Source organism: Rhodopseudomonas sp., assembly GCF_036404135.1.
GTDB lineage: Bacteria > Pseudomonadota > Alphaproteobacteria > Rhizobiales > Xanthobacteraceae > Rhodopseudomonas_A.
Genome location: NZ_DASWPE010000006.1, coordinates 1 through 25912 on the forward strand (window position 1 = coordinate 1; position 25912 = coordinate 25912).

A 25912-nucleotide genomic window follows, 5' to 3' on the forward strand; every position below is an offset into this window, starting at 1 on the left:
GCTGCCGACTGCCAAGGGCCGTCCGGGGCCGGCCACTGCCGGCGGCCGGCGGCCCGCATCGCTTCTGAGCCCCTACTTATGTCTTATATAAGACTTCCTGGCAAATCGCGCCGTGGAGGCCCGGCCGGCGGATTGCTATGGGGTTGATTGCGACGTCCCGGCGGCAGTTTTCGCCGAAAAGAACAGTCTACTCTTTTGGCGTCACGCAGGGGAAGAAACATCTCCTTCGCGGGCCAACTATGGCGAGCCGTTCTCTTGAAGAAATGCAGCGCCAAGGCATTTTAGAAGCACGGGTTTTTCCGCTCCAGGTGCCGCCATGCCGCTCCGAAATTCGCATCTTGCCGCTATCCACCGTGCCGGCGACGACGGCTTCTCCTGGTCGATGCCCCGCCCGGAGACAGCGACGCGCGGCAGCGTCTGGCTCGGCGCGCTGGCATTCTGGATCGTGGTCGCCGGGCTGATCACGGCGCGAATCCTGTTCCTCGATCCCGCCAAGACCACCGTCAGCACTGACAGCCGCACCAGCGTCGAAACCTCGGTGGCGTCGAAGTTCTGAGATCGGCCGCCCGCGCGGACGATCGCGCGCACCGTCTGCCCGCCGCCGCTCACGACGCGACGTTGCGCTGATCCTTCACCCGCACCGCCTTGCCCTGCGACCGCGGCACCTCGCCCGGCGATTTCACCGCGACCTTGCAGGTGACGCCGATCAGCGACTTGATGTGATGCGTCACCTCGGCGGCCTTACGCAGCCGGCCGGCGTCGTCGAGCGCTGCGTCCGGGGCCATCTCGACCTCGACGGTCATGGTGTCGAGCGCCTTTTCGCGCGTCAGTACCAATTGATAGTGCGGCGCAATACCGGAGAAGCCGACCAGCACCGATTCGACCTGCGACGGATACACGTTGACGCCGCGGATGATCAGCATGTCGTCGTCGCGCCCGGTGACGCGCATGATGCGGACGTGGCTGCGGCCGCAGCTGCACGGTTCGTTGCTGAGCCGGGTAATATCGCGGGTGCGGTAGCGGATCATCGGCAGCGCTTCCTTGGTCAGCGTGGTGATGACCAATTCGCCGACCGCGCCGATCGGCAGCGGCTGCAGGGTTTCCGGATCGATGGTTTCGAACAGGAAATGATCCTCCCAGCCGTGCAGGCCGTTCTGCTCGACGTGGCACTCGCACGCCACGCCGGGGCCCATGATCTCGGACAGGCCATAGACGTCCATCGCCCGGATGCCGAGCCGCGCCTCGAGGTCGCGCCGCATCGCGTCGCTCCACGGCTCGGCGCCGAACAGCCCGAGCCGCAGCGGCGCATGCCGCAGATCAGCATTCACCTGCTCGGCGACTTCGGCGATGTTGAGCGCGTAGGACGGCGTCGAACACAGCACGTTGGCGCCGAAATCCTTGAGCAGCGAGACCTGCCGCTCGGTGCCGCCGCCCGACACCGGCACCACGGTGCAGCCCAGCCGTTCGGCGCCGTAATGCGCGCCGAGGCCGCCGGTGAACAGGCCGTAACCATAGGCATTGTGCACGATGTCATCCGGCAGCGCGCCAGCCGTGGCCATCGAGCGCGCCATCAGCTCCGACCAGATGGCGAGATCGTTCCGGGTATAGCCGACCACGGTGGGCTTGCCGGTGGTGCCGGACGAACCGTGAATCCGCAATAGCTGCTGGCGCGGCACCGCAAACATGCCGAACGGATAGTTGTCGCGCAGGTCGGTCTTTTGCGTCAGCGGAAACCGGGCGATGTCGGCGAGCGATGTCAGATCGTCGGGCCTGACGCCGGCGGCATCGAACTTAGCGCGATAATGCGGCACCGCGCGATAGGCCCGCTCCAGCGTCTTCTTCAGCCGCTCGAGCTGCAGTGCGGCGAGCTGCGCCCGCGGCAGGGTCTCGGCGGCGCGATCGAACATGAAGATCGGCATCTCGCGTGCCGCCGTCTGTGCCTGTACCAAGTCGATCTCCCGTCGATCGTTATTTCGCTCGTGTCGGTCGAACTATGACGCCGCCGCCGCAACCGGCGCCGCGGCCAAGGCATAGCCGGCCGCCAGCGCGTCCAGATTGAGATCGAGGAAGGCGCGCGGCGACCCCGCACGCACCACCCGCTCGATCGATTGACGGTTGCAGATCTTGCTGAGCGCGATCAACGCGCCGAGCGCCACGATGTTGGTGACGCGCTCATTGCCGAGTTCCAGCGCGGTGCGGCTGAGCGGCAGATGGTGCCGCGGAGTGCCGCCGTCCGGCAGCTCTGGACACAGCCTGGTGTCGGCGATCACCAGCGCGTCCGGCTTGATCCGCGGCCAGGACGGCTTGATGGCGAGCTTGTCGAGCAGCACCAGGTAGTCGAAGGCGATCGGCAGCGGATAGTCGACCTCGCCGTTGGCGACCACCAGGTCGGCGTTGCAGAAGCCGCCGCGCGAGGTCGGCTCATAGGTCTGCGACTGCGCGACGTGCTTGCCTTCCGCGGCCAGCGCGTCGGCCAGCATCTTGCCGCTGAGGATCAGCCCCTGACCGCCGGTGCCGCCGAAGCGCAGTTCGATCCGCGAATGGGGCATCACTTGGCTCCCTTCGCGGCCGCGGCCGCCGCGGCACGCCGATACGCCGCGCCATATTCCGGACGGTCGTTTTGGGTCAGGATGCCGGTCGGCAGCGAAGTCGAGTGGAACGGGGTGTCGACCGTGTCGCGATAGGCGCTGGGGCGAATCTCGCTCTTCTGGCGCATGATCATTTCCGGCGAGGAGCCGAGATCGTTCTTGCGGCCGAATACCTCGGTACAATCCGACAGCACTTCGACAAAGGCGAAGCCGGGATGTTCGAGCCCGGCCTTGATCAGCTCCTTGAGCTTCGGCACGTGGCGCGTCACCTCGCGGCCGACGAAGCCGGCGCCCGCCGCGGTCGCCAGCGCGCAGGCGTCGAAATTCGGCTCGGTGTTACCGAGCGGCGTCGTCGTGGTCAGCCGCGATTCCGAGGTGGTCGGCGACACCTGGCCGCCGGTCATGCCGTAGATCTCGTTGTTGAGCATCAGGCAGGTGATTTTCAGATTGCGCCGGCAGGCGTGGATCAGATGATTGCCGCCGATCGCCAGGCAATCGCCGTCGCCACTGATCACCACGACATGCAGATCGGGCCGCGCCAGCGCCAGCCCGGTGGCATAGGCCAAGGGCCGGCCGTGGGTGGTGTGGAAGGTGTTGGCGTCGATATAGGCCGACAGCCGCCCGGCGCAGCCGATGCCGCTCACCACGGCGAGCCTGTCGCGGTCGATGTCGAGATCGTGCAGCGCCCACAGCAGCGCGCGCAGCGCGATGCCGTGGCCGCAGCCCGGGCAAAGGAAATGCGGCATCATCTCCTTGCGGAGATAATCACGGACGTCGAAATTCGCAGCGTCGGTGAACATCAGGCCTCCGAGGCGAGCGTGTTGGTGCGCGCGGCGATCTGCGCCGGCGTGATCGGCTCGCCGCTGAACTGATGCAGGCCCTCGACGCGATGGCGGCCGAGCAGCCGCTCGACCTCGAGCCGCAATTGACCAATGTTGAGCTCCGGCACCAGCACGGCGCGGGCGCCCTTGGTGGCTTCGCGTAGCGCGGCTTCCGGGAACGGCCACAGCGTGATGGGGCGGAACAACCCGACATGGACGCCGTCGGCGCGGCAAATCTCAACGGCGCGCTTGGCGGCGCGGGCGCTGATGCCGATCGCGACGATCACCACGTCGGCGTCCTCGCAGCGGATCGCTTCCCACGACTCGATCAGCTCGCGGTGGTGGTCGAGCTTGGAATACAGCCGCGACATCGCGCGCTCGACCGCGTCCGGGTTCTGGGTCGGAAAGCCGTTCTCGCCATGGGTCAGCCCGGTGGTGTGGGTGCGATAGCCGTCGCCGGGGCGCGGCATCGCCGGGATGCCGTCGACGCCGGCCGCATAGGGCTTGTAGTCGGCGCGCGGGCCGCTCGCCCATTTGCGTTCGGCGCGCGGACCGGATGGCGCGGCAAGCGCCACGGTCTCCGAGGACTGCGCTATCACCTGATCGTACAGTACGATCACCGGGATGCGGCAGATCTCGGCGAGGTCGAAGGCCCGGATGGTTTCCTGGTAGATCTCGCGCACCGAGGCCGGCGCCAGCACGATCATCGGATAGTCGCCGTGGCTGCCGAACCTTGTCTGCATGATGTCGGCCTGCGACGGCCGCGTCGGCATGCCGGTGGAAGGGCCGCCGCGCATCACGTTGACGATCACGCAGGGAATTTCCGCGCCGGCGGCGTAGCCGATGTTTTCCTGCTTCAGCGAGAAGCCGGGACCGGAGGTCGCGGTCATCGCCTTGACGCCGCCCATCGAGGCGCCGATCACCGCGGCCATCGCCGAGATCTCGTCTTCCATCTGGATGAACACGCCGCCGGCTTGTGGCAAACTCGTGACCAGCTTTTCGGCGATTTCCGACGACGGCGTGATCGGATAGCCGGCGAAAAACTTGCAGCCGGCGGCGACCGCACCCTGCGCGCAAGCGCTGTTGCCGGACAACAGCGTCGCGGTCGGCTTGCTCAGCGATTTGTCGTGCACGTTCATCGCGCATTCCCTTCTGCCGCGGCATGCGGATCGAGATGCACCCGGATCGCGAAATCCGGGCACAGCCATTCGCACAGCCGGCAGCCGGTGCATTTCTCCGGCGCAGCCAGTTCGGCGACGCGCTCGGCGTTCAATGTCAGGCAACGTTCGGGACACAGCTTGACGCAGATGTCGCAGCTCTTGCACCAGTCGGCGTTGATCTCCAGCCGCGGCGTATAGGGCGCGGCGAGCGGCGCGTGCAGCGCCGGCGCCGCTGCCGCCGGCGTGCGGGCTTCGGCGACCCAGGTGCGGCCGAGCCGAAATGCTTCGAGATTGACCGCGACGGTTTTCTTCGGCACGAATTCGGCGACCGTGGTCTCCCAGTCCTCGACCGGGAAATCCAGCGCGTTCGACAATGCGCCGAGCAGCACGACGTTGGCGGCGCGTTCGTTGCCGAGCTCCTCCGCCATGGTGGTGGCGTCGATCGCATAGCCTTCGGCGACATAGCTCGCCACCTCGCCGGCGGTTTCCCGCGAATAGCGCAGCGCCGCGCCGGGCTTGCGGTTGAGGCAGGCGAACGGCGGCACGATCCGCTTGGTGTCGCAGATGAAGATGCCGGTGTCGGGTTTCAGGAACGGCAGCCAGCGCAGTCCTTCGGCCCATTCCAGCGCTACCAGCACGTCGGCCTCGCCCTTGCTGATGGTCGGCGACCACACCCGCTTGCCGAAGCGGACGTGGCTGAACACCGAGCCGCCGCGCTTGGCCATGCCGTGCACTTCGCTCTGCTTGACTTCGAAGCCGCGCCATTGCGCCAGCGCCGCCAGCACCTTTGAGACCATGATGACGCCCTGGCCACCGACCCCGACGATCAGCACGTTGAACGGCGGCTTGCTGGCGAGCGGCGCGACCGCGAGCGAGACCTCGATGCCGGGTTCACTCATGGCGTCACCGCCGCTGCAATCTTGATACAGTCGACGGTGCAGACTTGGGCGCACAGCGTGCAGCCGATGCACAGCGCAGGGTCAATCTTGACCCGGTGCCGACCCTCGAACCATTGATCGCTCCAGGTCAGCGCCGGGCAGCCGAGATTCATGCAGGACTGACACGCGGTGCATTGCCCGGCGAGGATTTCGAGCGGCGGGCCTTTGATCTTCACCGGATCTAGCACGCAGGGACGGTTGGAAATCAGCACCGCGACGCCGCGATAAGCGATCGCCTCGCGCAGCGCCTGCTGCGTCGCGGCGAGATCGTAGGAATCCACGGTGCGGACCCATTTGACGCCGATGGCGCGAATCAACGCCGCGTAGTCGATCTGCGGCGCCACTTCGCCGCGCAAGGTCTTGCCGGTGCCGGGATGTTCCTGGCCGCCGGTCATCGCGGTGATGTGGTTGTCGAGCAGCATCACCGCGATGTTGGCCTGGTTGTAGACCGCGTCGATCAGCGCCGGCAGGCCGGCGTGCAGGAACGTCGAGTCGCCGATGGTGGCGACGATCGGCTTGGTCTCGCCGGCCTTCGACATGCCGATGGCGTTGCCGATCGAGGAGCCCATCGCCACGCAGGTATCGAGGCCGCGCAGCGGATCGAGGCAGCCCAGCGTGTAGCAGCCGATGTCGCCGGCGACGCGGGCGCCGGCGGCGCGCACCGCCAGGAAGCTCGAGGTGTGCGGACAGCCGGCGCACAGCACCGGCGGCCGCACCACCAGTTCGGGCGTCCAGCCGTTGGAGACCGGCTGCGGCGCCAGCAGGCCGGCCTTGACGAAGCCGGCGCGCACCACTTCCGGCGAGAACTCGCCGGCGCGCGGGAACAGCGACTTGCCCGACACCGCAAAGCCGAGAGCTGCGATTTCCTTCTCGATCACCGGCTCGAGCTCTTCGACCACGAACACCCGGTCGACCGATTCGCAGAAATCCCGCAGCAATTTGTCCGACAACGGCCAGGACGCGCCGAGCTTCAGCACACTGGCGTCGGGCAGCACTTCGCGGACGTAAGGGTAGCAGGTGCCGGCGGTGACGATGCCGAAGCTGGTGTCGGTGATTTCGCAGGAATTCAGCGCCGAATCGGCGAAATACTCCTTCAACCGTTCCTCACGCTCCAGCACCGCGAGATGGCGCGCCCGCGCATGCGCCGGGATCATCACGTTCTTCGAAGGCTTCTCGACAAAGCCGCGCGGCGGCGGCGCGACCCGTTCGCCGACCGCGACGGGACTGCGGGTATGCGACAGCCGGGTGGTGCCGCGCACAATCACCGGGGTATCGAAGCGTTCCGAAATCTCGAACGCCAGCTTGGTGTAGTCGAGCGCCTCCTGGGCGTCGGACGGCTCCAGCACCGGCACCGAGGCCAGCATCGCATAGATCCGGCTGTCCTGCTCGTTCTGCGAACTGTGGATGCCGGGATCGTCGCACACCGTCAGCACCAGGCCGCCGTTGACGCCGATATAGGCTACCGTCATGAACGCGTCGGCGGCGACGTTGAGGCCGACATGCTTCATCGAGGCCAGCGCGCGCTGCCCGGTGAACGACGCGCCGATCGCGACGTCGAGCGCAACCTTTTCGTTGGTCGACCATTGCGCGTGAACGTCGTCGCGCGGATAGCTCGCGAGATTTTCCAGGATTTCGGTGCTGGGCGTGCCGGGATAGCCGGCGGCGACCTTGACGCCAGCTTCCCAGGCGCCGCGGGCGATCGCTTCGTTGCCGGTGAGCGGGCGGTACTCGCTAGCCTCGCGCTGCAATGGCTCGGTCGATCGCCGTGGTGTATGCATTGCGTAGCCTCCTTCAGCGTACGCCGCCGCGGCGATCAGCCCAAGGTACACACCATTCCAAATCTACCTCTGAACGTAATTGAGCTATGTCAACGGCAGCTCATGCCTTAGTCATACGCTGATCAATGTTGTTGCAGGCGGCGTCAGGCGCGGCGCTTGCTACTCGTTCTGAGCCGCGATCGGGCCGCCGCCGCGCCCGCCCTGATGCGAGTTCTTCGCGAGATTTGGCGTGCGCCGCAAAATCCGTTACGGCTATCGCCATGGCCGCTCATCCGTTGTCGCGCATCGTCAACCGTTTCAAGCGTGAACCGTCACGCACCGGATCACTGATCATCACCTTCTATGGCGATGCGATCCTGCCGCGCGGCGGATCGCTGTGGCTCGGCACGCTGTTGCAGTTTCTCGAACTGCTCGACACCGACGGTGGCGTGGTGCGCACCGCGGTATCGCGGCTCGCCGCCGACGGCTGGCTGGCGCGCGACAAGATCGGCCGCAAGAGCTTTTACAAGCTCGCGGCCGATGGGCGGGACCGCTTCGAACTGGCGGTCCGCCACGTCTATAATCCGCAACCGTCGACCGCGGCGGGGCGGTTCGAAGTGCTGCTGATCGGCAATGGCGCCGACCGCGAAGCGTCGCGCGCGGTCCTGAGCGAGGCCGGCTTCGGCAATCCGATGCCCGGGGTATGGGTGGCGCCGTCAGGCGTCGCGGTGCCGGCGCTGGCGGAAGGCACGATCCGGCTCGCGGCGAGCGCCGACGACGCCATGGGCTGGCGGCTGATCGGCGCAAGCTGGCCCCTGGAGGCCATCGCCGCCTCGTACCGCGATTTCCTCAAGACCTTTGCGCCGCTGCAAGATTGGGTCGAGGGCGCCGAAGCGCTCGAGCCGGCGGACGCCATGCTGGCGCGCATCCTGCTGATCCATCACTACCGCCGCGTCATCCTGCGCGATCCGTTGCTGCCGGACGCGCTGCTGCCGGCGGATTGGCCGGCACCGCCGGCCCGCGCGTTTTGCGGAGCAATCTATCGCGCGCTGCTGCCGGCCTCCGAGCAATGGCTTGATAATCATGGCGAAAGCGCCTCCGGCCCGCTGCCGCCGCCGGGCCGCGAACTGGCGCTGCGGTTTCGCTAGCGGCCGGAAATATGTTACAAGAATGACTTGCAATAGCCGTTTTATGTTATATGTTGCAGATAACAAGACCCTAGGGAGCCGAGCGCCATGTATACCCAGGCCCTCAATGCGCCGCAGAGCGACGAGCGGAACCTGGAAGACGCCGGGCAATCGGCGCGGTTCGAAGCGCGCATCGCCGAGGAGCAGCGCATCGAGCCCAACGATTGGATGCCTGAGGCCTATCGCAAGACGCTGACCAGGCAGATCTCGCAGCACGCGCATTCCGAAATCGTCGGCATGCTGCCGGAAGGCAATTGGATCACCCGGGCGCCGACGCTGCGCCGCAAGGCGGCATTGCTTGCCAAGGTGCAGGACGAATGCGGCCACGGCCTTTATCTCTATGCCGCCGCCGAAACCCTCGGCTCGTCGCGCGAAGAGCTGGTCGACCAGCTGTTGAGCGGCAAGGCGAAATACTCCTCGATCTTCAACTACCCGACGCTGAGCTGGGCCGACATCGGCGCAATCGGCTGGCTGGTCGATGGCGCGGCGATCATGAACCAGATCCCGCTGAGCCGCTGCTCTTACGGCCCCTATGCGCGGGCGATGATCCGGGTCTGCAAGGAGGAATCCTTTCACCAGCGCCAGGGCTACGAGACCATGCTGACGCTGTCGCGCGGCACCCAGGAGCAAAAGACGATGGCGCAGGACGCGCTGAACCGCTGGTGGTGGCCGTGCCTGATGATGTTCGGTCCGCCGGACCAGGCGAGCCAGCACGGCGATCAATCCACCCGCTGGAAGATCAAGCGCTTCAGCAACGACGAGCTGCGACAGAAATTCGTCGATGCCACGGTGCCGCAGGCGCATTATCTCGGGCTGACGATCGCCGACGCTGAGCTGCGCTTCAACGAAGCGACGCAGCATTGGGACTATGGCGCGATCGACTGGCAGGAATTTTCCGACGTGCTGGCCGGCTTTGGGCCGTGCAACCGCGATCGCCTGGTGGCGCGCCGCAAGGCCCATGACGACGGCGCCTGGGTGCGCGAAGCGGCAGCCGCCTATGCCGACAAACAGCGCACGCGGCGCAAGACGGCCAACGCAGCTGCGGCGTGAGCGCTGGGCGATGACGAGCGCACAGCTCATGGACAACGCCCCTTACGGTCGCGGCCGCAGTTCAATCCCTCCCCCTTGCGGGGGAGGGTCGGCCGAGCGCCGGCGATGCGCAGCATCGTCGGCAGCGGAGGCCGGGGTGGGGGTGCGGCGAGCCGCTCGACCGTGGCTTCCCCCACCCCCGACCCCTCCCCGCAAGGGGGAGGGGAGCGCGCTGCCGATGCGGCGGCACAGAGTTCATAACTGATCGAGACCACGCGATATAGGCCACGATAGATCCGCAAAGCAGGAGCCCATCATGAGCGAGCCGAACAGTCAGCTCTGGGAAGTGTTCATCCGCAGCCGCAACGGGCTCGCGCATAAGCACGCCGGCTCATTGCACGCTGCCGACGCCACGCTGGCGCTGCAGGCGGCGCGCGACGTCTACACCCGGCGCGGCGAAGGCCTGTCGATCTGGGTGGTGCCGTCCACCGCCATCACCGCCTCCGACCCGGCCGAGGTCGGCATGCTGTTCGAACCGGCGCAGTCCAAGATCTATCGCCATCCGACGTTCTACGAGGTGCCGGAGGAAGTCGGGCATATGTAAGCGCCTCCGCGTCATTGCGAGCCACCGGCGGGCGCGAAGCGCTAGCCGATGAGCGAAGCAATCCAGCGGCATCACATGCGGCCCTGGATTGCTTCGTCGCTTCGCTCACAGCAATGACGCAGCTATCGCATCGCGATTGTCGCCCACGCAGAAGGACGTTGAACGATATGGCCACCGCATCGATCGCAATCGCCGAAACCCCGCTGGTCAACTACGCGCTGCGCCGCGGCGACGACGCGCTGATCCTCGGCCATCGGCTGTCCGAGTGGTGCGGTCACGCGCCGATGCTGGAAGAGGACATGGCGCTGGCCAATATCGGCCTCGACCTGATCGGCCAGGCGCGCGAACTCTACAGCTACGCCGCGCAGGCCGAGGGCGCGGCCAACACCGAGGACAGCCTCGCCTATCTGCGCGACGTCCGGCAATATCGCAACCTGCTGCTGGTCGAGCAGCCGAACGGCGACTTCGCCCGCACCATGCTGCGGCAATTGTTCTATTCGGCGTTTGCCGATCCGTATTGGCGGGCGATGATGGGCTCCACCGATCCGACGCTGGCGGCGATCGCCGCGAAGTCGGAAAAGGAAAGCGCCTATCACCTGCGCCACGCGTCCGAATGGGTGATCAGGCTCGGCGACGGCACCGACGAAAGTCATCGCCGCACCCAGGTGGCGGTCGACGAACTGTGGGCCTTCACCGGCGAGTTGTTTCATACCGACGAGAGCGACGCTGCGCTGATCAAAGACGGCATCGCGATCGACCCGGAGCGCCTGCGCGCCGGCTGGTCCGACACCATCGCGAGCGTGCTTGAGCGGGCGACGTTGCGCCGCCCGAGTTCCGAGTGGATGCAGAAGGGCGGCCGCGCCGGCCAGCACAGCGAACACCTCGGCCATCTGCTTTGCGAATTGCAGTGGCTGCAGCGCAGCTTTCCGGGGGCGACATGGTAACGCTTGCCCGCGACATCGGCGATCTGCGGCGGCGCGCCTGGACTGCCGCTGCCACGGTGGTCGATCCGGAAATTCCGGTTTTGACCATCGAAGACCTCGGAGTATTGCGCGACGTTACGGTGACCGATGGTCATGTCGAAGTGGCGATCACGCCGACCTATTCCGGCTGCCCGGCGATGAGCATGATCGCGCTCGAGATCGAACTGGCGCTGGCACGCGAAGGCATCCGCGATCCGAAGATCACCACCGTGCTGTCGCCGGCCTGGACCACCGACTGGATGAGCGACGACGGCCGCCGCAAGCTGCGCGACTACGGCATCGCGCCGCCGGTTGCGGGCGGCGGCCGCCGCGCGCTGTTCGGCGAGCAACAGGTCGCCTGCCCGCAATGCGGCTCGACCGCCACCGAGCTGCTGTCGGAATTCGGCTCGACCTCCTGCAAGGCGCTGTGGCGCTGCCGCAATTGCCGCGAGCCGTTCGATTACTTCAAATGCCATTGATGACTTGCGACATGACGTCCGAAGCTGCTCAGGAGCTCGCTATATTATCCGCCGTCATTCCGGGGCGCGAGCAGTTCGCTGCGAGCGAACCCGGAATCTTGCCGCGGGTTGATGGGCCGGGGCACGTCGCGAGATTCCGGGTTCGCTCGGCCTTTCGGCCTCGTGCCCGGAATGACTCTGTCTTTCATGTCTATCGGACGGTGAGTTGAGCGAATGATGATGTCCCACACCCCGAAATTCCATCGCCTGGCGATTGCCGACTTGCGTCGCGAAACGCAAGACGCGGTGTCGATGAGCTTTACGATCCCCGATGAGCTCGCCGCCGACTACGCCTTCGCGCCGGGACAATACCTCACGCTGCGCACCACGCTCGACGGCGAAGAACTGCGGCGCTCCTATTCGATCTGCTCCGGCCCCGACGATCGCGAGCTGCGCATCGCGGTGAAGAAGGTCAATGGCGGCGTGTTCTCTGGCTTTGCGTTGGAGCAGCTGAAATCCGGCGACGAGATCGAGGTGATGACGCCGACCGGCCGGTTCGGCGTGGCGCACGTACCGGATCAGGCGCGGATCCATGTCGGCTTCGCCGCCGGCTCCGGCATCACGCCCTTGATCTCGATCATCCGCGGCATCCTGGCGCGCGAGCCGAACAGCCGGTTCTTCCTGTTCTACGGCAATCGCACGACCTCGAACATTCTATTTCGCCAAGCGCTGCAGGATCTGAAGGACCGCTTCATGGCGCGCTTTGCGGTGTTTCATGTCTTGTCACAAGAGGAGCAGGAGCTGCCGATCCTGCACGGCCGGCTCGACCGCGAGCGGGTGACGCTGCTGCTGCGCGCGATGCTGCCGGCGCAGGCGATCGATCACGTCTTCATCTGCGGCCCCAGCGCGATGAGCGAGGAAATCGCTTCGACCTGCGCCGGGCTCGGCGTGCCGGAGGATCGCGTGCACGTCGAACGCTTCGTCGCGGGTTCCGGCGGCAAGCCGCGGCCCGCCCCGGTGGTCGCGCCGGAAGCGCCGCCCAAGGCGATCGCGTCGCTGATCATCGACGGCAAGCGCAAGGACGTGCCCGTTGCCGAAAGGGAAGCCATCCTCGACGCAGCATTGCGCGCCGGCCTCGACCTGACCTATGCCTGCAAGGGGGGGATGTGCTCGACCTGCCGCGCCAAGGTGGTCGAAGGCAAGACACACATGGACGTCAACTACGCGCTGGAGCCGTGGGAGCTGAAAGCCGGATTCGTGCTGACCTGCCAGGCCCATGCCGTGTCGGACCGCGTGGTGATCGATTACGACGCGGTGTGACGCCCGCGTATGAGGCGCCTGCGGGTGAGCGGCTGCCGAGTGAAAGCGACGCTCGACCAACAACCCCATCGTCATTCCGGGGCGCGAGGGCGATAGCCCGGGCGAACCCGGAATCTTGCCGCTGGGGACGACTTGGACGTGTCGCGAGATTCCGGGTTCGCTCGCAGCTTTGCTGCGCGCGCCCCGGAATGACGGTTCAATATTGGTCGCTACATCATTCCACTTGAACAGCGCAGCCCATCGAACAGCTCAACCCACCCCGGTCCTATTGCAAAATATCGTTGATCTGCAGCGACGGCTGGCTGTTGGAGAAGTGCGGGATGTCGGCGAAGATCTCGCGGCCATGCGCCTTGCCGGCGGCCTTGAAGGCGTCGAGCGATTCGAAGGTCAACAGCGCCATCATCTGGTAGTCCGGCGCGATGCCGTCGGGTTTGCCGATGCCGCGCAGCACCTGGACATTGCTCATGCCGAGCGGCGACCAATGCTGTTTCAAGAGCGGAATATGCTTGTGCAGATAATAATCGAGATCGAATGTCGATTCGGTTCCGGCCGGATACATCACCGTGACGAGAATCATCGCTTCCTCCGCTGTTATTGTTGGTTATCGACGGTAGCTTAGCCGCAATCGCCCCGCCACATCAATCAGCGTGCACCGAGTTCGTGGTCCTAAGCTCGTCGGTCGCGGCCGGCGATCCAGCGGCCGCCGAGGTCGCTTTCAAGCGTCATGCGAAACCCCTGCTGCTGAACCGGGATCGCGGGTATGAGCGGTCATCGACGGCGCGCGTGCCAGAAGATCGCGCGAGCCGTCGGCGATCAGTCGTGTCACCAGTTCGGCATAGTCGGCGCGGCTGACCGAGCCCTGCTCGCTGAACCAGAGATAGTGCCAGTTCACCATGCCGAACAGCGACATCGTCACCAGCTTCAGCAGGGGAGTGTGGTTGAGCTGCGGCGCCACCGCCGCGACCGCGTCGGAAAACATCCGCACCAACTCGCGTTCGATGTCCTTCAGCGCGGCTTGCCGTTCGCCGGACAGAAACCGTAGGCTGGAGATCTGCACGTTGTGCTGGGCGTCGGCGTCGCGATAGGCTTCGAGCAGCGCCGCGACCAGTTCGCGCAATTGCACGTCGGGCGCAAACTCCGGGCGCTGCGCCGCCTGCACCACCGCCCGCAGCGCCTCGAGATGCGTTCGGATCACGTCGAACAACAGTTCGTCCTTGTCCGCGTAGTAATGATAGAGGTTGGCCTTCGATACCCCGCAGGCCGCGGCGATGCTGTTCATCGAGGCGCGGTCGTAGCCGTATTCGGAGAACAATTCCGCGGAGCGCTCCAGAATAGCGCGGCGCTTGTCGTCGTAATTGCTGGCGCGGGGACGTGCCATGGCGCCCCTAGGTCAGCGGCCGGCGATCGACGATGCGCTTGGCCTTGCCGGCCGAGCGTTCGATGCTGTCAGGATCGCGGATGATCACCCGCGTGGTGATGCCGATGCTGTGCTTGATCGCCTGTTCCAGCCGGCCCGCCGCGGCGGCGCGCAGCTCGGTTGCCGCCGCATCCGGCCGCGCCTCGACGTGCACTTCGAGTTCGTCCATCCGGCCGGTCCGGGTCAGCACCAGTTGATAGTGCATCGACAGCGCGGAGATGGTCAGAAGCTTCTCCTCGATCTGGCTCGGAAACAGATTGACGCCACGCAGGATGATCATGTCGTCGGTCCGCCCGGTGACCTTCTCCATGCGCCGCATGCTGCGCGCGGTTCCCGGCAGCAGCCGCGTCAGGTCGCGGGTGCGATAGCGCACCACCGGCATCGCCTCTTTGGTCAGCGAGGTGAACACCAGCTCGCCCTGCTCGCCGTCCGGCAGCACGCGGCCGGTGTCGGGATCGATCACCTCCGGATAGAAATGATCCTCCCAGACGTGCAAGCCGTCCTTGGTCTCGACGCATTCCGAGGCGACGCCGGGGCCGATTACTTCGGACAGCCCGTAGATGTCGACGGCGTGCAGATCGAACGCCTGCTCGATTTCCTCGCGCATCGCGTTGGTCCAGGGTTCGGCGCCGAAGATGCCGACTTTCAGCGATGACTTTCGCGGGTCGATGCCCTGGCGGCGGAATTCGTCGAGGATCGCCAGCATGTAGGACGGCGTCACCATGATGATGTCGGGCTTGAAGTCGGTGATCAGCTGCACTTGCCGCTCGGTCATGCCGCCGGACACCGGGATCACCATGCAGCCGAGCTTCTCCGCGCCGTAATGCGCGCCAAGCCCGCCGGTGAACAGGCCGTAGCCATAGGCGTTGTGCAGCTTCATGCCGGGGCGACCGCCGGCGGCGCGGATCGAGCGCGCCACCACGTCGGCCCAGATCTCGATGTCGCCCTTGGTGTAGCCGACCACGGTCGGCTTGCCGGTGGTGCCGGACGAGGCATGCACCCGCGTCACCTCGTGCTCCGGCACCGCGAACATCCCGTAGGGGTAGTTGTCACGCAGGTCGGCCTTGGTGGTGAACGGAAATTTCGCCAGATCGTCGAGCGAGGTCAGGTGGTCGGGGTGTACACCGGCAGCAGCGAATTTCCTGCGATAATGCGGCACGCGGTCGTAAGCGTGGCGCAGCGACCAGCGCAGCTGCGACAATTGCCAGGTGCGTAGCTCGTCGACCGAGGCGCGCTCGTAACGATCGAGCGTCGCGGGTGCCGGGGCGAGCTGACCGAGTTTGCGCAGAGGAATTCCCACCATGACGGCCTATCGCTCTTGAGGTGTGGCGGTGTCCGGCGTCAACAGATCGCCGGCGACGGTACGCGAGTGGCCGCGAAACTCCGCGACCACATTGTCGCCGGCGCGCACGGTGACATCATAGATGCCGCCGCGGCCGGCCCTGGAACGCTCGACGGCGTGCGCGGTGAGCGTGGCGCCGGCATGCACCGGCAGCACAAAGGTCACCGCGCAGTGCTGCGCCACGGTGCGCTGGCCGTGACTGTTGCAGGCATAGGCGAAGGCGGAATCCGCCAACGTGAAGATGAAACCGCCGTGGCAGATGCCGTGGCCGTTGGCCATCTCCTCGCGCACCGTCATGGTCAGCACCGCCTCGCCGGGGCCGACCCGCACGAGCGCAATGCCGAGCGTCTTGGTGGCGCGGTCCTCGCACTGCATGACGTCGGCGCAGGCCTGCGCCAGCACCTGCGGGTCGAGCCGATCGATGGGGTTGCGTGCGTGCATCATTGTCTCCCGATGAAGCGCGGCGGCGGTTTGGCGAAGAACGCCACGACGGCTTCGGCGTCGTCCGGCGCGCGGCAGGCTAGAGATCCGGTTCTGATCGAATCAGAACCGAAGCTCTAGATTGTTATTCTGACGCGTTTTCTTCACGCGAACCGGGACCCACTTCGCTCGAAACGCCATAGGACCTGCAATTTGCATTCGAGGTCGAACTGCTGATCGAGGCTGTTGCTGTCGGACGCGTCGCGTGCCTGCTTGATCAGCGCCAATCCTGCGGTCGGCTGGGCGGCGAAATGCCCCGCCGCGTGTAGCTCGGCATTGAAGGCGTTGAGACGGTCGGAGCGTTGGAGCGTGACGACGCGATGTCCGTCACGGATCTCCGTCAGAACCAGAGCTATTTCCACCCTTGAACTCCGCATCGGCTTGTTAGTTGCTCACCGTTGCAGCAGCACGTTACTATTGACCAACCGTCCGGTCAATTATATTGCTAGCCGAAAGCATGACGTGCGATCGGCGCCGGCAACGCCGTATAAGATGCGTCAGTTTGCGCCGGCCAAGCTCGTTCGAAGAAGCGGGCAGCCACTCAGGGAGGAATTTCGAATGACGCGACCGTCGCGTTTGCCGCCTTCGCATGTCACCCGCCGACACATCACCCGCCTGCTCGCGGCCGTCGCGGTCGCCGGTCTTGCCATCATCCCTTCGGCCTTCGCGCAAGCGACTATCAAACTCGGCTCGGTGCTGTCGATCACCGGGCCGGCGTCGTTTCTCGGCGATCCCGAGGACAAGACGCTGAAGCTCTATGTCGACAAGATCAACGCCGCCGGCGGCGTCGGTGGCAACAAGATCGAGTTGGTGGTCTATGACGACGGCGGCGATGCCAGCAAGGCCCGCACCTTCGCCACGAGGCTGATCGAGGACGACAAGGTGGTGGCGATGGTCGGCGGCTCGACCACCGGCACCACGATGGCAATGATCCCGGTGTTCGAGGAAGCGCAGATCCCGTTCATTTCGCTGGCCGGCGCGATCGAAATCATCGAGCCGGTGCGCAAATACGTGTTCAAGACGCCGCACACCGACAAGATGGCCTGTGAGAAGATCTTCGAGAACATCAAGCAGCGCGGCTTCACCAAGGTGGCGCTGATCTCCGGCACCGATGGCTTCGGCTCCTCGATGCGCGCGCAATGCGTCAAGGTGGCGCCGACTTACGGCGTGCAGATCGTCACCGAGGAAACCTACGGCCCGCGCGACAGCGACATCACCGCGCAGCTCACCAAGATCAAGGGCACCGCCGGCGTCCAGGCGGTGGTCAATCCGGGCTTCGGCCAGGGCCCGGCGATCGTCACCCGCAACTACGCCCAGCTCGGCATGCAGACCGTGCCGCTGTACCAGAGCCACGGCGTCGCCTCAAAGAGCTTCATCGCACTCGCCGGCCCGGCGGCGGAAGGCGTGCGGCTGCCGGCCGCGGCGCTGTTGGTCGGCGACAAGCTGCCGGACAGCGATCCGCAGAAGCCGGTCGTGGTCGACTACAAGAATACCTATGAGGACGTCACCAAGCAGCCGGTCTCGACCTTCGGCGGCCACGGCTATGACGGGCTGTTCATTCTGGTCGAGGCGATCAAGCGGGCGAACTCCACCGACCCGAAAAAGATCCGCGACGAGATCGAGAAGACCACCGGCTTCGTCGGCACCGGCGGCATCGTCACCATGTCGCCGACCGATCACCTCGGCCTCGACCTGTCGGCGTTCCGCATGCTGGAGGTCAAAGGCGGCGACTGGACCTTGCTGCCGTCGAGCAGCTGAGCGGTTGCGCGCACACAAAGCCGTCATTCCGGGGCGCGAGCCCCAAGCGCGAGCGAACCCGGAATCTGCTGCTTGCTGAATTTCGAGATTCCGGGTTCGCCCAAGCTGTCGCTCTCAAGCCCCGGAATGACATCGTTGCTAACAGCACGGCCGTATCGAATCCTCACCCCCGACCATCGCGGTCGCAACCTCCGAACCTGATGTCCGAATTCCTGCAATTCCTGGTCTCCGGACTGACGGTCGGCGCGGTCTATGCGCTGGTCGCGCTCGGCTTCACGCTGATCTACAACGCCTCCGACGTGGTGAATTTCGCGCAGGGCGAATTCGTCATGCTGGGGGGCATGGTGACGGTGTTCGCCGCGGCCGCCGGCGTGCCGCTGCCGTTGGCCGGACTGATCGCGATCGGCGTCGCGATCGCGGTCGGGCTATTGTTGTATTGGTGCGCGATCGCGCCGGCGCGCGGCGCCTCGGCGGTGTCGCTGATTATCATCACCATCGGCGCCTCGATCCTGCTGCGCGGCGCGGCGCAGATCGTGTTCGACAAGCAGTTCCACAAATTGCCAGCCTTCTCCGGCGACGCGCCGGTCGAGCTGTTCGGCGCCGCGGTGCAAAAGCAGAGTTTCTGGGTGCTCGGCGGCGCCGCGGTAATCGTGCTCTTGCTGTATCTGTTCATGGAGCGCACGCTGCTCGGCAAGGCGGTGGTGGCGACCGCGGCCAATCGGCTCGCCGCAAAGCTCGTCGGTATCAACACCTCGACCGTGATGGCGCTGGCGTTCGGCGGCTCGGCGGCGATCGGCGCCGTCGCCGGCATTCTGATCACGCCGATCACCCTGACCAGCTATGACGTCGGCACGCTGTTGGCGCTGAAAGGCTTTGCCGCGGCGATGCTCGGCGGCATGGGCAATCCGCTCGGCGCGGTCGCCGGCGGATTGCTGCTTGGCCTCCTCGAAGCCTTCGGCGCCGGCTACATCTCCTCGACCTACAAGGACGCCTTTGCCTTCCTGGTCATCCTCGGCGTGTTGTTCGTCGCACCGCAAGGCTTGTTCGGCCGCCGCGGCGTCGACCGGGTCTGAGTGATGCCGGCACGGCTCAACCACCGCTACGTCGTCCTGATTGTGCTCGCCGCAATCATCGCGCTGCTGCCGCTAGTGTTTCCCTCGAGCTATTATCTGCGGGTCGCCGCCTTGGTCTGGGTCTCGGCGTTTGCTGCGATCGGGCTCAACATCCTGATGGGCAAGGCCGGCCAGGTCAGCCTCGGCCATGCCGGGTTCTTCGGCATCGGCGCTTATGCGGTGGCGATTCTGCCGGCGCGCTTCGGCCTGCCGTCGCTGGCCGCGCTTGTGATCGGCGCCGCGCTCTCGGCGCTATTGGCCTATCTGGTCGGCCGGCCGATCCTGCGGCTGAAGGGGCATTATCTCGCCATCGCCACGCTCGGCCTCGGCGTGCTGGTGGCGATGGTGATCAGCACCGAAAGCCGGTGGACCGGCGGGCCGGACGGCATGGCGGTGGCGAAATTGTCGCTGTTCGGCTGCCGCGCCGCGGGCTCGGCCACCTGGTACTGGATCACGGGCGCGCTGTTGCTGATCGGGGCCTGGATCGCACTCAATCTCGACGACACCCCGACCGGCCGCGCCTTTCGCGCGCTGCACGACAGCGAGATCGCCGCCCGCGTCACCGGCATCGACGTCAATCGCTTCAAGCTACAGGCCTTCGTGATCGCCGCGGTGTATGGCTCGATCGCGGGTTCGGCGCTGGCGATGATGAACGGCTTCATCAATCCGGATCAGGCCGGCTTCCTGCATTCGATCGAACTGGTCACCATGGTGGTGCTGGGTGGCCTCGGCTCGGTGATCGGCTCGATCGTCGGCGCCGCGGTGCTGATCGTGCTGCCGCAACTGCTCACCGTGTTCCAAGAGTATGAGAACCTGATGCTGGGGCTGATCATCATTCTGTCGATGATCTTCATGCGCGACGGCATGGTGCCGACGGCATGGATGCTTTTGACGCGGGCGCGGCGATGACAATCCTCAAGGTCAGCGACATCGGCATCTCGTTCGGCGGCGTCAAGGCGATCGACGGCGTCGGCTTTGCGGTGACGCCCGGCCAGATCTTCTCCATCATCGGCCCCAACGGCGCCGGCAAGACCACGCTGTTCAACGTCATCTCCGGAATGTACCGGCCAAGCCACGGCCGCGTCGAACTGAGCGGCCGCGATGTCACCAACCTCACGCCGGACGCGCTGGCGGCGCGCGGGCTGTCGCGCACCTTCCAGAACCTGCAGATCTTCCAGCGCATGACCGCGGCCGAAAACGTCATGGTCGGCCGCCATCTGCAGGAACGCTGCAACCTGTTCGCCGACCTGTTGCGGCTGCCCTCCGTGACGCGGCAGAACCGGGCGACGCGCAACGCTGCGCTCGGTTATCTCGAGCAGGTCGGATTGCGTGATAGCGCCGACGCGCTGGCCGGCGCGTTGTCCTACGGCGCCTGCAAGCGGTTGGAGATCGCCCGTGCGCTCGCCGCCGAGCCGCGCGTGCTGCTGCTGGACGAGCCGGCGGCCGGCTGCAACGCGGTCGAAACCGAAGAGATCGACCGGCTGATCTGCCGCGTCGCCGCCCAGGGCATCGCGGTGGTGCTGGTCGAGCACGACATGAAGCTGGTGATGAAGATCTCGCATCGCATCCTGGTGCTGGTGCAGGGCCGACCGCTGATCGAGGGCGATCCGTTTGAGGTGCGGCAGGATCCCGCGGTGCTGGAAGCCTATCTCGGCAAGCACGGCGCGCGGGAGGCGACGCGTGCTTGAGGTCGCGGGTCTTTGCAGCGGCTACGGCCGCATCGCGGTGCTGCACGGCATCGACCTTAGCGTGCACGCCGGCGAAGTGGTGGCGCTGATCGGCGCCAACGGCGCCGGCAAGACCACGCTGCTGCGCGCATTGAGCGGCGTGCAGCCGGTCACGGCTGGCGAGATCCGGTTTCTCGGCGAGCGCATCGACAAATTGTCGCCGCATCACAGGGTGGCACGCGGCATCCTGCAATCGCCGGAGGGCCGCCAGGTGTTCGGCCCGCTCAGCGTGCAGGACAATCTGCGGCTCGGCGGCTATCTGCGCCGCGATGCGGAGATCGAGGCCGACCGCGAAAAGATCTTCGCGATGTTTCCGGTGCTGAAGGACAAGCGGCACCAGGCGGCCGGCGGCTTGTCGGGCGGCCAGCAGCAGATGCTGGCGATCGGCCGCGCGCTGATGGGCAAACCAAAACTTTTGCTGCTCGATGAACCGTCGCTCGGGCTGGCGCCGCTGTTGGTCGATCAGATCCTCAACGCGGTGGTGGCGTTGCGCAGCGACGGCATCACCGTGTTGCTGGTCGAACAGAATGCCGCGGCCGCACTCGAGATTGCCGACCGCGGCTATGTCATCGAGACCGGGCGGATCGTCCACGGCGGCCCGGCCTCGGATCTATTATCCGACCCGAAGGTGAAATCGGCCCATCTGGGGTTCGATTGAGCGGCCGCCCCGCCGTCCGCTGCTACTTGGATTTCGTCAGCAGCAGATAGAGCGCCAGCGGGTTGGTCTTCAGATAGCGCCAGCCCAGCCGCTTCGGCTCCAGCGCCAACCGCCACAGCCATTCGAATCCGATCGCCTGCATCCACGCCGGAGCCCGCGGTTTCAAGCCCGACAGAAAGTCGAACAATCCTCCCGAGGTCTTGATCACCCCCACCGAGGTCAATCGGCTGCGGTGGCGGACCACAAACTTCTGCTCGAGCGGAACTCCCATCGAAACCCAAAGAATATCCGGCTGCAGCGCGGCGATCTGGTTGCAGACCGCGATTTCTTCCTGCTCATCGGCAAAGAAGCCATGGCGGTGGCCGACCAGCTTGATGCCGGGGAATTGCTCGCGGATGCGCTCCACGGCGATGCTGTTTGCGAGCTCGGTGGCGCCGAGCAGAAACATCGTCGCGCCGCGGCTGCAGGCTTCCGCCGCGACGTCAAAGAACAGATCGGTGGTGGCGACGCGCTCCGGAAGCGCAACCTCGCACTTCATTCGCGAGGCGAAGACGTGCGGCATCCCATCGGCGTGGATCGCATCGGCCTTCAGGAACAACGAACGCTCGGCCTCGTCGAACGCGACGCGGGACGTCACTTCGCCATTGGTGGAGGTGATATAGGCCGGGTATCGCCAAAGGCCGCGGCGTTTCATGGCCTCGTCGACAATCGCCTTGGCGGATTCACGGGTGTCGACCACGGCCACCGGCAAGCCGCCCACCATGATGTGGCGCCAGTTCTGGAAGCGATTCTTCCTGCGGTCCCCGGACACCCGCCGTTCGATCTCAGGCGCCGTGCGGGTCGCGTCGAAGGCGGCATCGCGACGGTCAGGGGCGCGTTGCTCAAATACAACCGCGCTTTCAATCAATGGATCGTCCGAGTCGGGCTGCTTTGACATCTGAGTTCTCGCAATCGGCACGGCACATGGACGCCCCTCCCATGGCTCACCCGGAAGACCAGCGAATTCTATCAACGGCGCCCTCGCCGTCCATGCCATTCAAGAAAAAAGGTTAAGCGCATGTAGCAAATTAGCCCGGAAAAATTGCGATGATTTCAAGTGAAATTCTTGTGTGCTGTTTGAGCTATTGGACGGCTGCGCCTCGTCAGGCGGACTGCCGAGCCGGCTGATAATTGTCGCTGCTGGACGGAAGTTCATAGATCACAACGCCGATGATGTCGCGTTCGGCCCCCTGCAGCGCGGCGATGACGTCGTCCATGCAGCGGTTGATATCCAGGCTGCCGGGCAGCACCACGAGGATATTGTCGTTCGGGGCCAGCAGCTCGCGATGCCAATCGTGACCGGGCAGCGTCGGGCCATCGAGGATCACCAGATCATAGCTCTGCGCGGCGCGGGCCTGCGCGATCGCGGTGCGGATCGCCCCGGCGCGCGCCTTGGTGCTCAGCTTGGCGTTCAGCTTGGCGTCCGGCGCTTTCGGCAGCGTCAGCACGCTGATGCCGTTGACGGTCACGAGCGGCGGCGCCGTTTCGGTGAGGCCGGGCCCGGCCGCAGCGAATTTGTCGGACAAGGCGTGCAGCGCCGGATCGGCGTCGATCAGCAGCACCTTGGCGCCGTCGCGCGCGGCCGCGAGCGCGATGTTGAGAGTGGCGATCGCCCGATCCTCGCCGCTGTCCGGTCCGACCACGGCCATCACCGGGGCAGCTCCCCCGGACCGTCGCACTGCGGCGGTGCGGATCTGACGCATCGCATCCAGGAACGGGGTAATCGGAATCCCCGGGCGCAGCGTCGGCCAGCCGATGCGGGTGACGTCGGCGGTGTCGGCGCCGGACAGGATCCCGTTCAGCGTCATCAGCACATCGGTCGGTTGCAGCCGGGCGATCAGCGGCTTTTCCAGCAACACCGGCGCAAGCTTCGCGCCGGGCTGCGGACCGCCCACCGGGTTCGGCGCCGACGGCGGGCTGGTGTCGGGCGCGCCGGGCGGCGGTGGCGGCGGCACCGGCTGCGGCCTGCGCAACTGTTCGAGCACGAGCGTCCCGGCCGCCGCCGCCAGGCCGCCGAGCGCCAGGCCGAGCATCGCCAGCATGCTCATGGCGGGCGGGAAGATCCGCCGCTGCGGCGGGCTCGCCTCGCCGATGATCCGCGCGCTCGAGGTGTTCAGGCTTTCCTGTTCCTCGGTTTCCCGCGAGCGTTTCAGAAACGACTGATAGATATTGCGACTGGCGTCGACGTCGCGTTCCAGCTCGCGCAGCCGGACCGAAGCCTGGCTGAGATCGACGCTCTGGCGTTTCTGCTCCTCCAGCGCCTTGGTCAGCGACGCCTCGTAGTCGCGGGCCCGGGTCAGATCGTTCTTGGCCGACTGCGCGAAGCGGTTGACCTCTTCAGTGAGGGTTCGGCGCAGGTCGTCGACCTGCTTTTCCATGTTCTTCAGCGCCGGATGCCGCGGCCCCAATTCGCCGAGCAGTTCGGCGTAGCGGCGTCGCGTCTCGGCATATTGCGACCGCAGGCTGGCGATGGTGGGCGATTGCAGCGCCTCGGGGATCGCTCCGGCGTCGCTGGCGGCCCGCCGGCTGCTCTCCATCTGATCGTAGCGGGCCTGAGCGTCGAGCGTCTGCGCGCGCGCCGCCGCGAGCCGCTGGGTGCTGGCCGAAAGTTGCTGGTCGCTGACCAGGGTATCCTGGGTGCCGACGAAATTGTTCTGCGCCTTGTAGACCGCCAGCGCGTTTTCCGCGCTGCGCAGCCTGGTCTGCAGTTCCGTCAGACGCCCCGACAGGTCGGTGGTGGCGCGCCGCGCCGCCGCGGCCTGCGACTGCCTGGACTCCGCGAGGTAGGCCGCGGACACCGCGTTGGCGAGCAAGGCGGCCTTCGCCGGGTCGCGCGACCAGACGTCGATATCGACGATGAAGGTGCGGTCGGCGCGCTTCACGGCAATGTGGCGGTTAAGGTTCTCCAGCACCGACATCTTGACGGCGTTGGCATCGACCGCGGCTTTGCCGCCGAAGCCCGCCAGTCCCAGCAGCGCGCCGAACAGCCCGTCCGAGGCGCCGCCGAACTCCGGATCCTGTTCGAGCCGAAGCTGCTCGATCACCGGCAATAGCACGTTGTTCGACGTGATGAGGCGGGCCTGGCTTTCCACCACCATGGCCAGCCCGGAGACGTCCTGCGCGCGCGGCGTCAGCTCGCGATCGACCAGTTGCAACTCGCGGGGATCGACGTAAAGCTGCGCCGTCGCCACGTAGCGCGGCGTCAGGCTCTTGCCGATCATCACCGCCACACAGCCGCCGATCAGCGCCGCCATCGCGATCGCCGCCTTGCGGCGCCACAGCGCCTCGACCAGTTCGGCGACGGTGAAGCCCGCGGGCCTCGCCGGGCGCGACTTGGTCAGGGGTGGCGCGGCTATCGGCTGATCATAGGCCAGCATTGGTCCCTGCTTCCGTTGTGCCGGTGCTCTCATCGGACAATGCCATCATCTTCCATCACACGTGGCCGCGGACGGGTCGCCATTGCCGCCAATACGCGAAATTAACCATGTCGACGCGGCAGTATTTCTGAGAAAGGCAAACAAAGCGTTTATACGCCGGCCAGGCTCAGCGCTTGCGACATCTTCACCGCGGGAATCTGCCGGCGCGACGCCGCCGTGAGCGCGTGCCGTAGCAGCTGCGGCGAACAGCCATAACGGCTCGGCGCGCCCGCCACGTCATGACTGTAGAACACCAGCCAGCCGTTGCGTCGCTGCGCTTCCTCAAAGGCCCGATCGATCGCGGCGCAATCGATCTGCCCGGTGATCAGCGGCATCGCATAAAGGAACTGCAGATCGACGGTGCCGCTGTTGATACCGGGAAAGATCCCCCGGCTGGAACGAAACATGGTGCCGAGCTGCGATTTCCGCAGCACCGCCGCGACGCCGAACGGATAGGCAAAGTTCTCGGTCCGGATCGTGTCGTCGAGGGTGCGCAGAAAACGGCCGTTGCGTTCGACCTCCGCCGCCATCGCCGCGGGGTCGAGATCACAGGTCGGTTGGTGGGAAAACGTGTGGCACCCGATTTCGTGGCCCTGGCGATGCAAAGCGACGATGTCGTCGCCGCTGGCCGCGGTCCAAAGCGGCGACGGCGCGCCGAGCAGACTGCCGGCAATATAGAAAGTCCCGGTCGAGGAATATTCGTTGAGAATTTCGGCGCCGACGGTGACGGCGCTCTTGGGAACATCATCGAATGTGAAGCTGACCATCGGCCCCGGGTTGCGGAGACGAAACGGCATGGTGTCCACCAGTCGCGCCAAGCGATTGTTGATCCGGGCTTTGGCGTGGGACAAAAAGGTCATCTAGGGCCTATTGGAACTCAACTAACTTTCATTCGTAGAAAACCAGCAGCAATGTTTGGACATAGTCAAACAAATCAATTCAAACGCTTCATTTCGAAAATCGACCAAATAGCGCAATGGTAAACAGAATTACAATCCGCGGCGTTCGTCGCAGTCCGGCGTGGGTTCTTCGCGCCGCAGCTCGCGTGCGTTCCGGTGAGACAATCAATATTGCCGCATCGATCTTAAAAAACACCCCGTGGCAGCGGGGGGTGCCGCCCTCGCGCCGAGGAGCTGCGG

At 65.7% G+C, this 25912-nt stretch carries 26 protein-coding genes; 12 read left to right on the top strand and 14 right to left on the bottom strand.

What is annotated here, in order from left to right:
* Positions 1-316 precede the first annotated feature (316 nt).
* On the top strand, positions 317-556 hold the full coding sequence (locus VGC77_RS00590) for a hypothetical protein (RefSeq protein WP_331169637.1): 240 nt from the start codon (positions 317-319) through the stop codon (positions 554-556).
* 49 nt (positions 557-605) lie between these two features.
* On the opposite strand, the gene VGC77_RS00595 is transcribed toward VGC77_RS00590, so the two are convergent.
* The 6 genes from VGC77_RS00595 to iorA form a co-directional block, all read right to left on the bottom strand.
* Entirely contained in the window at positions 606-1919 is a 1314-nt protein-coding gene (locus VGC77_RS00595; RefSeq protein WP_331169698.1) for a phenylacetate--CoA ligase, read from the bottom strand.
* Between the two features lie 72 nt (positions 1920-1991).
* On the bottom strand, positions 1992-2549 hold the full coding sequence (locus VGC77_RS00600; RefSeq protein WP_331169638.1) for a 2-oxoacid:acceptor oxidoreductase family protein: 558 nt from the start codon (positions 2547-2549) through the stop codon (positions 1992-1994).
* Positions 2549-3388 carry a 2-oxoacid:ferredoxin oxidoreductase subunit beta gene (locus tag VGC77_RS00605; RefSeq protein ID WP_331169639.1) on the bottom strand — a complete coding sequence of 280 codons (840 nt, stop codon included), beginning with the start codon at positions 3386-3388 and terminating at the stop codon, positions 2549-2551. Before VGC77_RS00605 ends, VGC77_RS00600 begins: the two co-directional genes overlap by 1 nt.
* The gene (locus VGC77_RS00610; RefSeq protein WP_331169640.1) at positions 3388-4548 is read right to left on the bottom strand and encodes a 2-oxoacid:acceptor oxidoreductase subunit alpha; all 1161 of its coding nucleotides are present in this window, start codon (positions 4546-4548) and stop codon (positions 3388-3390) included. Before VGC77_RS00610 ends, VGC77_RS00605 begins: the two co-directional genes overlap by 1 nt.
* Positions 4545-5468 (bottom strand): 2-oxoacid:acceptor oxidoreductase family protein, encoded by a 924-nt coding sequence (locus tag VGC77_RS00615; RefSeq protein WP_331169641.1) that lies wholly within the window; start codon positions 5466-5468, stop codon positions 4545-4547. Before VGC77_RS00615 ends, VGC77_RS00610 begins: the two co-directional genes overlap by 4 nt.
* Positions 5465-7285, bottom strand: coding sequence for an indolepyruvate ferredoxin oxidoreductase subunit alpha (iorA, locus tag VGC77_RS00620; protein ID WP_331169642.1), 1821 nt, complete (start codon positions 7283-7285; stop codon positions 5465-5467). The genes VGC77_RS00615 and iorA overlap by 4 nt, the downstream gene beginning before the upstream one ends.
* Positions 7286-7545: 260 nt before the next feature.
* Here iorA and paaX point away from each other — a divergent pair, with 260 nt between their 5' ends.
* The 6 genes from paaX (at position 7546) to paaE (ending at position 12824) form a co-directional block, all read left to right on the top strand.
* Complete coding sequence (gene paaX, locus VGC77_RS00625) at positions 7546-8412, top strand: phenylacetic acid degradation operon negative regulatory protein PaaX (RefSeq protein ID WP_331169643.1); 867 nt, start codon at positions 7546-7548, stop codon at positions 8410-8412.
* Between the two features lie 87 nt (positions 8413-8499).
* On the top strand, positions 8500-9501 hold the full coding sequence (gene paaA, locus VGC77_RS00630) for a 1,2-phenylacetyl-CoA epoxidase subunit PaaA (RefSeq protein ID WP_331169644.1): 1002 nt from the start codon (positions 8500-8502) through the stop codon (positions 9499-9501).
* Between the two features lie 295 nt (positions 9502-9796).
* A complete protein-coding gene (gene paaB, locus VGC77_RS00635) occupies positions 9797-10084 on the top strand; it encodes a 1,2-phenylacetyl-CoA epoxidase subunit PaaB (RefSeq protein ID WP_331169645.1) in 288 nt (95 codons plus the stop codon).
* Positions 10085-10251: 167 nt separating this feature from the next.
* Positions 10252-11028, top strand: a complete 777-nt coding sequence (paaC, locus tag VGC77_RS00640; RefSeq protein ID WP_331169646.1) for a 1,2-phenylacetyl-CoA epoxidase subunit PaaC — start codon at positions 10252-10254, stop codon at positions 11026-11028.
* Entirely contained in the window at positions 11022-11525 is a 504-nt protein-coding gene (paaD, locus tag VGC77_RS00645) for a 1,2-phenylacetyl-CoA epoxidase subunit PaaD (protein WP_331169647.1), read from the top strand. The genes paaC and paaD overlap by 7 nt, the downstream gene beginning before the upstream one ends.
* 219 nt (positions 11526-11744) lie before the next feature.
* Positions 11745-12824: a 1,2-phenylacetyl-CoA epoxidase subunit PaaE gene (gene paaE, locus VGC77_RS00650; protein WP_414709589.1), complete on the top strand. Its 1080-nt coding sequence runs from the start codon at positions 11745-11747 to the stop codon at positions 12822-12824.
* A 265-nt stretch (positions 12825-13089) separates the two neighbouring features.
* Here the strand turns inward: paaE and VGC77_RS00655 are convergent, their stop codons facing one another.
* From VGC77_RS00655 to VGC77_RS00675, 5 genes are all read right to left on the bottom strand, one after another.
* Positions 13090-13401 (bottom strand): EthD family reductase, encoded by a 312-nt coding sequence (locus VGC77_RS00655; RefSeq protein ID WP_331169648.1) that lies wholly within the window; start codon positions 13399-13401, stop codon positions 13090-13092.
* A 138-nt stretch (positions 13402-13539) separates the two neighbouring features.
* A complete protein-coding gene (locus VGC77_RS00660) occupies positions 13540-14202 on the bottom strand; it encodes a TetR/AcrR family transcriptional regulator (protein WP_331169649.1) in 663 nt (220 codons plus the stop codon).
* Positions 14203-14209: 7 nt separating this feature from the next.
* Positions 14210-15544 carry a phenylacetate--CoA ligase PaaK gene (paaK, locus tag VGC77_RS00665; protein ID WP_331169650.1) on the bottom strand — a complete coding sequence of 445 codons (1335 nt, stop codon included), beginning with the start codon at positions 15542-15544 and terminating at the stop codon, positions 14210-14212.
* A gap of 6 nt (positions 15545-15550) precedes the next feature.
* The gene (gene paaI / locus VGC77_RS00670) at positions 15551-16024 is read right to left on the bottom strand and encodes a hydroxyphenylacetyl-CoA thioesterase PaaI (RefSeq protein ID WP_331169651.1); all 474 of its coding nucleotides are present in this window, start codon (positions 16022-16024) and stop codon (positions 15551-15553) included.
* A gap of 143 nt (positions 16025-16167) precedes the next feature.
* The gene (locus VGC77_RS00675; protein ID WP_331169652.1) at positions 16168-16425 is read right to left on the bottom strand and encodes a hypothetical protein; all 258 of its coding nucleotides are present in this window, start codon (positions 16423-16425) and stop codon (positions 16168-16170) included.
* A gap of 196 nt (positions 16426-16621) precedes the next feature.
* Here VGC77_RS00675 and VGC77_RS00680 point away from each other — a divergent pair, with 196 nt between their 5' ends.
* The 5 genes from VGC77_RS00680 (at position 16622) to VGC77_RS00700 (ending at position 21318) form a co-directional block, all read left to right on the top strand.
* Positions 16622-17821 carry an ABC transporter substrate-binding protein gene (locus VGC77_RS00680; RefSeq protein WP_331169653.1) on the top strand — a complete coding sequence of 400 codons (1200 nt, stop codon included), beginning with the start codon at positions 16622-16624 and terminating at the stop codon, positions 17819-17821.
* A 200-nt stretch (positions 17822-18021) separates the two neighbouring features.
* Positions 18022-18894: a branched-chain amino acid ABC transporter permease gene (locus VGC77_RS00685; protein WP_331169654.1), complete on the top strand. Its 873-nt coding sequence runs from the start codon at positions 18022-18024 to the stop codon at positions 18892-18894.
* A 3-nt stretch (positions 18895-18897) separates the two neighbouring features.
* Positions 18898-19842, top strand: a complete 945-nt coding sequence (locus tag VGC77_RS00690) for a branched-chain amino acid ABC transporter permease (protein WP_331169655.1) — start codon at positions 18898-18900, stop codon at positions 19840-19842.
* On the top strand, positions 19839-20621 hold the full coding sequence (locus tag VGC77_RS00695; protein ID WP_331169656.1) for an ABC transporter ATP-binding protein: 783 nt from the start codon (positions 19839-19841) through the stop codon (positions 20619-20621). The genes VGC77_RS00690 and VGC77_RS00695 overlap by 4 nt, the downstream gene beginning before the upstream one ends.
* Positions 20614-21318 carry an ABC transporter ATP-binding protein gene (locus VGC77_RS00700; protein WP_331169657.1) on the top strand — a complete coding sequence of 235 codons (705 nt, stop codon included), beginning with the start codon at positions 20614-20616 and terminating at the stop codon, positions 21316-21318. The genes VGC77_RS00695 and VGC77_RS00700 overlap by 8 nt, the downstream gene beginning before the upstream one ends.
* Positions 21319-21340: 22 nt before the next feature.
* Here the strand turns inward: VGC77_RS00700 and VGC77_RS00705 are convergent, their stop codons facing one another.
* From VGC77_RS00705 to VGC77_RS00715, 3 genes are all read right to left on the bottom strand, one after another.
* Positions 21341-22354 (bottom strand): WecB/TagA/CpsF family glycosyltransferase, encoded by a 1014-nt coding sequence (locus VGC77_RS00705; RefSeq protein WP_414709587.1) that lies wholly within the window; start codon positions 22352-22354, stop codon positions 21341-21343.
* Between the two features lie 106 nt (positions 22355-22460).
* Positions 22461-24734: an exopolysaccharide transport family protein gene (locus tag VGC77_RS00710; RefSeq protein ID WP_331169658.1), complete on the bottom strand. Its 2274-nt coding sequence runs from the start codon at positions 24732-24734 to the stop codon at positions 22461-22463.
* Positions 24735-24883: 149 nt separating this feature from the next.
* Positions 24884-25633: a polysaccharide deacetylase family protein gene (locus VGC77_RS00715; protein ID WP_331169659.1), complete on the bottom strand. Its 750-nt coding sequence runs from the start codon at positions 25631-25633 to the stop codon at positions 24884-24886.
* Positions 25634-25912 lie beyond the last annotated feature (279 nt).

What these genes read in the sequence shown, in the direction of transcription:
- VGC77_RS00590 (WP_331169637.1), top strand. Translation starts at nt 317, where the DNA reads ATGCCGCTCCGAAATTCGCATCTTGCCGCTATCCACCGTGCCGGCGAC.
- VGC77_RS00595 (WP_331169698.1), bottom strand. Translation starts at nt 1,919, where the DNA reads ATGCCGATCTTCATGTTCGATCGCGCCGCCGAGACCCTGCCGCGGGCG.
- VGC77_RS00600 (WP_331169638.1), bottom strand. Translation starts at nt 2,549, where the DNA reads ATGCCCCATTCGCGGATCGAACTGCGCTTCGGCGGCACCGGCGGTCAG.
- VGC77_RS00605 (WP_331169639.1), bottom strand. Translation starts at nt 3,388, where the DNA reads ATGTTCACCGACGCTGCGAATTTCGACGTCCGTGATTATCTCCGCAAG.
- VGC77_RS00610 (WP_331169640.1), bottom strand. Translation starts at nt 4,548, where the DNA reads ATGAACGTGCACGACAAATCGCTGAGCAAGCCGACCGCGACGCTGTTG.
- VGC77_RS00615 (WP_331169641.1), bottom strand. Translation starts at nt 5,468, where the DNA reads ATGAGTGAACCCGGCATCGAGGTCTCGCTCGCGGTCGCGCCGCTCGCC.
- iorA (WP_331169642.1), bottom strand. Translation starts at nt 7,285, where the DNA reads ATGCATACACCACGGCGATCGACCGAGCCATTGCAGCGCGAGGCTAGC.
- paaX (WP_331169643.1), top strand. Translation starts at nt 7,546, where the DNA reads ATGGCCGCTCATCCGTTGTCGCGCATCGTCAACCGTTTCAAGCGTGAA.
- paaA (WP_331169644.1), top strand. Translation starts at nt 8,500, where the DNA reads ATGTATACCCAGGCCCTCAATGCGCCGCAGAGCGACGAGCGGAACCTG.
- paaB (WP_331169645.1), top strand. Translation starts at nt 9,797, where the DNA reads ATGAGCGAGCCGAACAGTCAGCTCTGGGAAGTGTTCATCCGCAGCCGC.
- paaC (WP_331169646.1), top strand. Translation starts at nt 10,252, where the DNA reads ATGGCCACCGCATCGATCGCAATCGCCGAAACCCCGCTGGTCAACTAC.
- paaD (WP_331169647.1), top strand. Translation starts at nt 11,022, where the DNA reads ATGGTAACGCTTGCCCGCGACATCGGCGATCTGCGGCGGCGCGCCTGG.
- paaE (WP_414709589.1), top strand. Translation starts at nt 11,745, where the DNA reads ATGTCCCACACCCCGAAATTCCATCGCCTGGCGATTGCCGACTTGCGT.
- VGC77_RS00655 (WP_331169648.1), bottom strand. Translation starts at nt 13,401, where the DNA reads ATGATTCTCGTCACGGTGATGTATCCGGCCGGAACCGAATCGACATTC.
- VGC77_RS00660 (WP_331169649.1), bottom strand. Translation starts at nt 14,202, where the DNA reads ATGGCACGTCCCCGCGCCAGCAATTACGACGACAAGCGCCGCGCTATT.
- paaK (WP_331169650.1), bottom strand. Translation starts at nt 15,544, where the DNA reads ATGGTGGGAATTCCTCTGCGCAAACTCGGTCAGCTCGCCCCGGCACCC.
- paaI (WP_331169651.1), bottom strand. Translation starts at nt 16,024, where the DNA reads ATGCACGCACGCAACCCCATCGATCGGCTCGACCCGCAGGTGCTGGCG.
- VGC77_RS00680 (WP_331169653.1), top strand. Translation starts at nt 16,622, where the DNA reads ATGACGCGACCGTCGCGTTTGCCGCCTTCGCATGTCACCCGCCGACAC.
- VGC77_RS00685 (WP_331169654.1), top strand. Translation starts at nt 18,022, where the DNA reads ATGTCCGAATTCCTGCAATTCCTGGTCTCCGGACTGACGGTCGGCGCG.
- VGC77_RS00690 (WP_331169655.1), top strand. Translation starts at nt 18,898, where the DNA reads ATGCCGGCACGGCTCAACCACCGCTACGTCGTCCTGATTGTGCTCGCC.
- VGC77_RS00695 (WP_331169656.1), top strand. Translation starts at nt 19,839, where the DNA reads ATGACAATCCTCAAGGTCAGCGACATCGGCATCTCGTTCGGCGGCGTC.
- VGC77_RS00705 (WP_414709587.1), bottom strand. Translation starts at nt 22,354, where the DNA reads ATGGCATGGACGGCGAGGGCGCCGTTGATAGAATTCGCTGGTCTTCCG.
- VGC77_RS00710 (WP_331169658.1), bottom strand. Translation starts at nt 24,734, where the DNA reads ATGCTGGCCTATGATCAGCCGATAGCCGCGCCACCCCTGACCAAGTCG.
- VGC77_RS00715 (WP_331169659.1), bottom strand. Translation starts at nt 25,633, where the DNA reads ATGACCTTTTTGTCCCACGCCAAAGCCCGGATCAACAATCGCTTGGCG.